At 57.0% G+C, this 8,841-nt stretch carries 6 protein-coding genes and 1 pseudogene; 1 reads left to right on the top strand and 6 read right to left on the bottom strand.

From position 1 onward, the window contains the following. Positions 1 to 118: 118 nt before the first annotated feature. The 6 genes from HV796_RS38725 to HV796_RS38700 form a co-directional block, all read right to left on the bottom strand. Positions 119 to 1,678, bottom strand: coding sequence for a DHA2 family efflux MFS transporter permease subunit (locus HV796_RS38725; RefSeq protein ID WP_175233080.1), 1,560 nt, complete (start codon positions 1,676 to 1,678; stop codon positions 119 to 121). 37 nt (positions 1,679 to 1,715) lie between these two features. Next, on the bottom strand, positions 1,716 to 2,951 hold the full coding sequence (locus tag HV796_RS38720; RefSeq protein ID WP_175233079.1) for an EmrA/EmrK family multidrug efflux transporter periplasmic adaptor subunit: 1,236 nt from the start codon (positions 2,949 to 2,951) through the stop codon (positions 1,716 to 1,718). Between the two features lie 78 nt (positions 2,952 to 3,029). Beyond that, positions 3,030 to 4,589: an efflux transporter outer membrane subunit gene (locus tag HV796_RS38715; RefSeq protein ID WP_175233078.1), complete on the bottom strand. Its 1,560-nt coding sequence runs from the start codon at positions 4,587 to 4,589 to the stop codon at positions 3,030 to 3,032. A 156-nt stretch (positions 4,590 to 4,745) separates the two neighbouring features. Continuing rightward, positions 4,746 to 5,606: a hypothetical protein gene (locus HV796_RS38710; RefSeq protein ID WP_175233077.1), complete on the bottom strand. Its 861-nt coding sequence runs from the start codon at positions 5,604 to 5,606 to the stop codon at positions 4,746 to 4,748. Positions 5,607 to 5,838: 232 nt separating this feature from the next. Further along, positions 5,839 to 6,543 carry an HAD family hydrolase gene (locus HV796_RS38705; RefSeq protein WP_175233076.1) on the bottom strand — a complete coding sequence of 235 codons (705 nt, stop codon included), beginning with the start codon at positions 6,541 to 6,543 and terminating at the stop codon, positions 5,839 to 5,841. Further along, positions 6,540 to 7,298, bottom strand: a complete 759-nt coding sequence (locus tag HV796_RS38700) for an AfsA-related hotdog domain-containing protein (RefSeq protein WP_175233075.1) — start codon at positions 7,296 to 7,298, stop codon at positions 6,540 to 6,542. Before HV796_RS38700 ends, HV796_RS38705 begins: the two co-directional genes overlap by 4 nt. Positions 7,299 to 7,793: 495 nt before the next feature. On the opposite strand from HV796_RS38700, the pseudogene HV796_RS38695 reads away from it, so the two are divergent. Then, positions 7,794 to 8,601: pseudogene (locus HV796_RS38695) on the top strand (IS5 family transposase). Positions 8,602 to 8,841 lie beyond the last annotated feature (240 nt).

The raw sequence follows: 8,841 nt of genomic DNA, 5'->3' as shown, positions 1-8,841 counted from the left end.
CCGTCGCTCGCAACAAGCTCAAAAGCGCTCAGCACCGACCTTCGATCATCGCCGCGTGCTGGATTCAGGCAACCTTGTGGTGACGTCATGATTTATGGAAAGGTCAATAATACATTGACTAGTGCGCGGCTGAGGCCGCCGCGCTCGCATCGCGGTTAGTAACGCGCTCTGGTTTGGTGATCCAGATCAGCACTATCAGCGCGATAAAGATGCCTGCCGAGATGTAGAACAGGTCGTTCACGCCCAGTTGCGCAGCCTGTTGTGTTGCCATCAGGTTGAACAATCCCCATGCCTGCTGCTGGCTCAGGCCCAACTGTGTCATCTGTTGGACGGTCGCGTCGAACGTTGGGTTGTAGGGATTCGCCTGCGTGACGAGCTGCGTGTGATGGAGAGTGGACCGGTGTTCCCATGCGGTCTGGAAAATCGATGTACCGGTGGCGGCACACATGATCCGCACGAAGTTCGACAAACCCGATGCCGCCGGAATCCGGTTGCCTGGCAATCCGGATAGCGTGATCGATACGAGCGCAGTGAAGAACCCGGCCATAGCAACACCTTGGATCAGCGTCGGCACGGTCAGCGCATACGTATCGACGACGGTCGTATAGCGCGAGCGCATCCAGTAACACAGAGCGAAAACTACAAAGGATGCGGTCGCGATATAGCGAGCATCGGTGCGCGGTAAAATTTTACCGATGACCAAGGACAGCAGGATGGCGAACACGCCGACTGGCGCCATGATCATGCCCGCGTCAGTCGCAGTGTAGCCAATGTCCGTCTGAAGCCAGAGCGGCAGCAATACGAGGTTGCCGAAAAAGAGCCCGTAGCCGACCGATTGCGCGACCGTTCCGCCAGCGAAATTGCGAAGTTTGAAAAGAGAAAGATCCACCACTGGATGCTCCGCAGTTACTTCCCAGATAACGAAGAATGCGAACGCGATCACAGCAGTTAACGCAAGCATGACAATCGTCGTCGACGAAAACCAGTCGAGGTCTTTGCCCTTGTCGAGCATGATCTGCAGCGAACCGACCCACGTTATCAGTAGTGCGAGGCCGACCAGATCGATTGGCGCTTTTCGGACGACGGATTCGCGGTCGCGAAAGATCGCCCATGTTGCCACCGCTGCGATCGCGCCAATCGGTATGTTCACGTAGAAGATCCACGGCCACGTGATGTTGTCCGAGATCCAGCCACCGAGAATCGGTCCGACAACCGGCGCAACTAGCGACGTCATTGCCCATATCGACAGTGCCATCGGCGCTTTCGCACGAGGGTAGCTTGCAAGTAGCAGCGTCTGTGACAGCGGAATCATCGGGCCCGCTACCGCCCCTTGTAACACGCGGGAGGCGAGCAGAAATGGCAGCGTCGGCGCAAGGCCGCACAACCATGAGGAGATCACGAACAGTACGACCGATGCCATAAAGAGCCGCACCTGGCCGATACGCTCGGTCAGCCAGCCGGTGAGCGGCACGGAAATCGCATTGGCAACCGCGAATGATGTGATGACCCATGTGCCCTGGTCGGACGATACGCCGAGATCACCGGAAATGGACGGAATCGATACATTGGCGATCGTGGTGTCCAAAACGTTCATGAACACCGCGAGCGACACAGCGATCGTGCCGATTACGAGTTGCGTGCCTTCCAGCGGCGGGTGAATGATCGGTACCTGAGCCATTGAGCGAAGAGCCCTGTACTATGATTAGGTAATCCGGCTACATCAGTTTGGCGGTCACATGCTTGCTCACGCCGTGCGCGGCGGCTTTCGGTGATGCGTTGCCGGTGCTTCTGGCGTTCTCGGCGATGATGCGGGCGATTTCTGCGTCGGCTTCGTCGCCGTACCTGTCGAACACCATGGTCTGATAGACGGTGTTTGGCGCGTTGCCGAGCTCATTGCCGCTATTGTTCTCGATGTCGACGTCGACCAGCATCGACAGGCCGATGCGCAGCGGATGTTCCGCGAGTTCCCGCGGATCGAATTCAATACGTACCGGCAGACGCTGGACGACCTTGATCCAGTTTCCGGTTGCGTTCTGCGCTGGCAGCAGCGCAAACGCAGCACCTGTGCCGGCGGAGAAGCCAACCACTCTGCCGTGATAGATCACCGACGAACCGTAGATATCGGCTGTCAGTTCGACCGGCTGGCCGATGCGCATATGCCTCAACTGTCCTTCCTTGAAGTTCGCATCAACCCACACTCCATTGAGCGGCACGATCGCCATCAGCGGGCTGCCCGGCGACACACGCTGGCCGACCTGCACAGCGCGCTTTGCTACGTAGCCCGTGACAGGTGCCGGCAGCGTGTTGCGCGCGTTGTTCAGATACGCGTCGCGCACCTTCGCGGCGGCGGCCATCACGTTCGGGTGATTGGTGATGGTCGTGTTCGCAGTCAGTGCGCGGTTCGCCGCGAGCTGCTGCTCGGACGCGTCGAGCGCGGCCTGCGCGCTACGCACCGCGTCGCGCGCGTGCGAAATTTCTTCCATCGAGACGGCACCCGTTTGCGCGACCGTCAGACGGCGCAGCAGGTCGTCCTGCGCACGCGACAGGTCCGACTGGCGAACCGCGACCTGAGCCTGATATCGACTGTCGTCGATGTACAAGCCGCGCACCCGGCGTACCACCTGCGCGAGATTGGCTTCGGCCTGCTGCAGTGCGACGCGCGCGTCGGCCGGATCGAGCACGACGACCGGATCGCCGACCTTCACGGTCTGCGTGTCGTCCGCGTTCACCGCGATCACCGTGCCGGTCACCTGCGGCGTGATCTGCACGACGTTGCCATTCACATACGCATCGTCGGTGGTCTCATGAAAACGTGCGACGAGAAAGTAGTACAGCCCATAGGCGATCGCGGCTAGCAGCATCACGACGATTAGCAGTGTCATCAAGCGTTTGCGCTTACCGTTGTTGTCCGAAGGTTGCACACCCTGCGCGGGCTGTTGGGGCATGCTCATGATGTGCTCCTTATCCTTTGTGTCCCTTGCAGGACACTCGCATGTCTGGTGTGTGGTGTGCGTGGCGAGGTGCCCAGCTCAGTTCGCCGCGTCAGTGGACGCGGCGTTGGCCGCTGTATCGCCGCTATGTGCCTGCGCTTGCGCGGTAGAAGAACTGATCCCGTCCGACGCTGGCGTACTGAGGCCTACGGCGGTCGCGTCGAAGCCGCCGCCGAGTGCCTTTATTAGACCGAGCTGCAGGTCACGGCGATGCATCTTCAGGTCTGTGACCACTTGCTCGGCGGCGAGCCGGTTGTCGTCGGCGTTGAGCACCTGCAGTTGCGGCGACAGCCCGGCCTGATAACGGATGACGGCAAGCTGATACGCCTTCGTCGACGCATCGAGTGCGCGTTGTGCGTCGCCTTCCTGCTTGTCAATCGAGCGGATCGACGCGACCTGCGTCGCGACTTCGTTCAATGCATTGATCAGCGTCTGGTTGTAGTTCGCGATGTCGAGGTCGAAATCCGCATAGCGGCCCTTGAGCTGCGCGCGTAGCGCGCCCGCGTCGAAGATTGGCAGATGGATGGCCGGGCGGGCCATGATCTGGCGGCTCGACCACAGGAGCAGGTCGCTCACGCCAAACGAGTCGAAACCGAAATTCGCGACAAGATTGATGTCTGGGAAAAATTCAGCCTCCGCTTCCTTCACGCCTTGCATTGCCGCTTCGACCTGCCACCGCGCAGCGACAAGATCCGGGCGGCGCGACACGAGGTCGGCGGGCACGTTGTCCGGCAAGGTGACGATGTCGTCGGCGTTCAACATCGGCTGCGCGATTTGCAGACCGCGGTCCGGTCCCTTGCCGAGCAGTGCGCCGAGCTGATAGCGCACGACGGTGATCTGACCGTCGAGGTCGGTGAGCGTCGACTGGCTGGTTGCGATATTGCCGTTCGCGGTCTGTTTCTCGACGTTGGTGTCGAGCCCAGCGCCGACGCGGTCGTTCGTGATTGAGCCGACCATCTGTCTGTTCTGGATCTCGCGCTGCGCGATGTAACGCTGCGCGTACAGTTGCGAAAGCCAGTTATACGTACTTGCGACCGACGTGGCAAGCGTCACGCGCACCAATTGCAATTCGGCCTGCGCCGCTTTTTGCTGCGAGACGGCCGCCTCCAGTTTCGCGCGATTCTTACCCCACAGGTCAAGATCCCATGTCGCACTCGCGAGTACGGAGTTCTCGTTGCGCAACCTGCCGCCGACGGGCGGTGCGAACAGGCCACTTGGTGAGTAGCGCTCCCGTGTCCACGTGTAGCTGCCGGTCACCTGCGGAAACAGCGCGGAGCGCGAGGTTTCGATATAGGACTGCGCTTTGGCAAGGCGCGCCTGCGCCTGCGCGATCGACGGGTTGCCTTGCACCGCCTCGTCGATCAGGTTAGGCAACTGCGGGTCGCCGAACTGGGTGGCCCAGTCGAGCGACGGCCACGCACCGCCTTCATTCGGCAAGCTTTGCACGGTCTCGTACTGCGCGGGCTCTGCGATCTCCTTGTCGCTGCTGATATCGAGGTAGGTCGCGCACCCGGAAAGTGCGACCGACACGGTCAGAGCGACCGACGCGACGGAAACTGTTGCAACCCGGCCAGAGGCAAGCGGAAGGTACACCTTCATCGATCGGTCTCTTTGTTTTACTTAAACGTGATCGCGGCGACAATCTGCGCGTGGAGCGTAATGGTCTTCGACTACCCGTGCCCGCGTACGAGAAGCGCCTCATCGCGAACCCTGTGCTGCGTCGACAGGGCAGCAAATTGGCGGTTAAGTTCTCATTTAGCCAGCCCCAGTGAGACTCCTCGTGACAAACTCATCGAAAGAGCGATGATGCTTGATTTTGAGATGTGCGTGAATGTCTCCACCCAGACCATGAAGACCTATCGCCCCACCGTAGGAAGCCTCGGTGCTCATAAAAAGCACGATAACATTCTGAATCCGGTTCCCGGTCCCTGGCTCTGGAAAAGGGTTAGGCATCCTCGCGCGGTAATGAGCTGTACCGCAGGAGTCGGTAACAAAGCAGTTAGGAATACCAAGTGGTCCGGGACGAGTAGGCCCATCCGGGCGCAAATCATGTTCGCGTAACGACATGACCGTATAGAGGCTCAATGGCACAAGCCCAGACATCTCCAGCTCAAACAACACGTGTACCCCGTCCTGGTCAATCTCGACCGAGAGTTCCCCGCGTGCCTTTAACCAATCTCCGAGGGTGATTGGACTAACATATTGTCTGCCATCTTCCACGCGGTAGTCGGGAACCGCCTGGTTAAGGGGGAGTTTTGGCCGGTTAATCGAATGAGCATCGGGACGCTGTTGGGGAGCAAACACCATAGGATAGTTGTTGCACGGTAGCGGCAGAGGTAACGTATACAACATCAGATCTGCATCTGAACCTGGAGCGCTCAGGTCAATTCGCTTGACGATGTTGTAAGGTAGTCTCGCGCCGAAGGGCGGCACCGGACTGTCGGCACTTACGATTGCCGCCCCCCAATTAGACGCGACCGTCGCGTCGTTGGAGAGTTCTGTGATTATTCCGACGACAATGAAATTGCCGGCAAAATCGCAGATTTCGCTCGGTGGGTATAACGGCCCCTGTGTGGTTACGCTCAACTCGTACTTCCGTTTGGGTAAGGCAACCATCTCGCGTCCTTGTTCAAAAGCTCTCAGGTTTGCTGGCCAACGTTCGGGCGCTTGCGGTGGCACCGCAGGCGTCTACGGAGACCTCCTTGTAACGGACAGTTTCCGTGGACGCCTCACGAGGAAGTTTTTTATTTCCCTGATGACCAGAGAAAAGACACACGCGGCTGTACATCTGCGAATATCGCTTGTGCCTAGCGGCCCTTTCATTGCCATTTATTTCGGCGGAATTTAATCATGCGTGAACTCGACGAATTGCCCATCCGCGCTGCTCCGCAAGCGACACAAGCTTCGAGCATCGGCGCCCCACAACGACCGGCCTGCCGACCAATTCGAGCATCGGAAGATCACTGATGTGATCCCCGTACGCTGTGCAGTCGTCCGCGTTGGCGTCGAGTTTTCTGAGTAGCTCCTGAACCACACGCGACTTTCCCTTGCCAATCGTCTGCTGAAGGACGCGGCCGCTTAGCGTGCCTTCGTTATTTTCCAACTCTGTACACAGGACGAAATCCGCGTTCAATTGCTCCGCGATAGGTTCAAGGCACGGTCGGAAGGATCCTGAAACGAGAGCGACGAGATAACCTGACTGCTGTAGACCTTTTAGTTCGGTTGTAATGTCACTAATAAAAAATCCGGGCCGTTTGCTACGCTCAGCGAACCACTCTCGACCAAGTTTATCCAGATGATGGATAGAAGTGCCGCGATATGTTCGATAATAGATTCGGTTTACGGCCTCACGACTTGTACCCAAGCGCGCCAGAAATTTAATCCAGAAAATAAAGACTAGATACCGTATCTTCCCCGATATATGATATCGTCGCGAATAATGATATTGCATGAAGGTGAACATACTCTTTTCGGTGATTAGTGTTTCGTCGACGTCAAAGAAAGCTACTTTCTTGCCTGACGGCGCCGATTTGCCGGCAGGTAGGGTGCTCATGCAGATTCCCGCTGCTCGGGTTGGGTCTCGAAATAACGTTTGACGGCCTCTTCTGCAAGAGTCGCCTCCTTTCGCTCAAGCTGCGCACGCGGATACGCGCTGAAATCGATCTCAACCTTGGCGACTTGCAAGCCGGCCTGAACAAATTGCGTACAAGATGACGCGCGAACGAGCCCATCCTCCCTTTTCTGGCAGGACGCGAGGCTGAACTCACAGTCGATCTGGATCGGAAACGCGAATGCCTGGAAAGCTACCCTCATTTCGTTTAGAACAAAATAAGACGTGAACCGAAACTCTTCATCAAGGATGAAGTTCTCAGACACAGATAGCATCAGCTGTCTTGCTGCCTCGACAAAAATCATGCCCTGAATGTGTTGTCCGGTGACGTGGTCTGACATCTCCGCACAATCTTCATGAACACGCAGATTCGCCCGGTACGTCGACGCGTCGATCTGCGTTGGTGGAGTAATCAGGACGTTGCGACCATCGTACTTATGCACTGAACGCCGGTGAACATCGTTGTCATGTGCGTTGTTCACCTGGGACCGCTCTATAGGGTAACCAAGGCGGTTCGCCAGTTGGATGGCGGCGTCAAGTCTGGTTATGTCCACGCCTTGACCAATGAGAATCTTTGCCCTTTCGCCGTTGATACCGTGTCGTAGAGTGTTCAGGGTCGAGATGGTCGTAACATCGGGGTTCGACAAAGCAAAGTTGGCAAACTTATCACCAACGAGAATAAGCGTGTTGTTTTCCATGCTGTCCTCTCAGGCACTAATACCGCGTGATTTGAATAACGACGTGTCGGAGTATAAGTCCTTCACGGATAAATCAGTGAAGCTCTTCGGCGCACCCTGTTTAAGGTTCGATAAGACCGGTTTTTATGATAGGCGATGAATTTATTGCGAAGCAATAACGGATTAAAAAATATAGACCTAAAGAATACAATTATGATCGTGAAATTTTGATTGGATATTCATCCGAATAACAAAAAAGTATCATTTAAATCTATATCGGCAGACCATTTTTTCACCAGTCAATGCCCCGTTTCCACGCAAAACAATTTGAATATTAAATTTTCAAAATTATTGTTTGCCAAATTAAATATGACGGTTTGTTCGGGGCGAGAAAAGTGATTTTAGTTGAAATTGGATATACTATATAATAGTGGCGAGCGTTAAGATTTCGATTATGGAGACGCCTCCGGCTAGACGGTGTTAGGCACTTTCGTTCAGACCTGGTAACCTGGCGGGATGACAAAACGCAAGCCATACCCGACTGATGTATCGGACGAGGAATGGAGCTTCGCTGCTCCCTATCTGACCTTGATGAACGAAGAGGCACCGCAGCGCCGATACGAACTGCGTGAAATGTTCAACGCGCTGCGCTGGATGGCGCGAGCCGGTGCGTCGTGGCGAATGCTGCCGATCAACTTCCCGTCGTGGGAAATGGTCTACCAGCAAACGCAACTCTGGCTGAACGCGGGTTGCTTTGAGGCGATGGTCAATGATCTGCGTTCGGTGCTGCGCGTGGCGCAACAGCGGCAGGGTCAGCCCAGTGCGGTTATCCTGGATGGACGTACGTTGCAGTTCACATGCGAAAGCGGTCCACGAGCGGGTTACGACGCTCACAAGCGCAAGCGGGGCAGCAAGGTACACATGGCAGTTGATACGCTGGGCAATCTGCTGGCGGTGCATATCACGCCGGCCAACGAGCAGGAGCGCGCACAGGCGGCCGAGCTTGCACGTCAGGTTCAGCATGTGACCGGCCAGACGGTAAAACTGGCGTTTGCCGATCAGGGCTACACGGGTGACACGGCCGCGCAGGCAGCGCGTGATGAAGGCATGGAACTGCAGATCATCAAACTGCCCGAGCCAAAGAAGGGCTTCGTGCTGCTGGCCCGCCGCTGGGTGGTCGAGCGCAGCTTCGACTGGCTCAACCGTTTCAGACGACTGGCACGCGATTACGAATCGCTTGCCCGAAACCCCGGCAGGCCTGCGCTTCGTCGTCTTCGCCATGCTCATGCTTGTTCATGCCGTACCTATTATCCAAGGTACCTAACACGCTCTCGATCTCGTCGCGCAGACCAGGCGCCAGCAGCTCGTGGCGCCGGGCCCACCAGTGCGTCCAGATGCGGCCGCCGACATGGCTGACGCGCAGGTTGTGCAGCACCAGCAGGGAGCGGACCCGGGTAAGCGACATTTGTCGGCCGTCTTGACGATCAGAATTTGATCTCGAAGAGGCGTTCGTTGACGCCCTGAAGGTCAAAGGCAGCGGGATCGAAGCTACCGCCGCACCAGT

This window comes from Paraburkholderia humisilvae, assembly GCF_902859855.1.
In the GTDB taxonomy this organism is placed as follows: Bacteria; Pseudomonadota; Gammaproteobacteria; order Burkholderiales; family Burkholderiaceae; genus Paraburkholderia; species Paraburkholderia humisilvae.
Note: the sequence above shows the minus strand (reverse complement) of the source record. Positions and strands in the feature narration are given on the sequence as shown.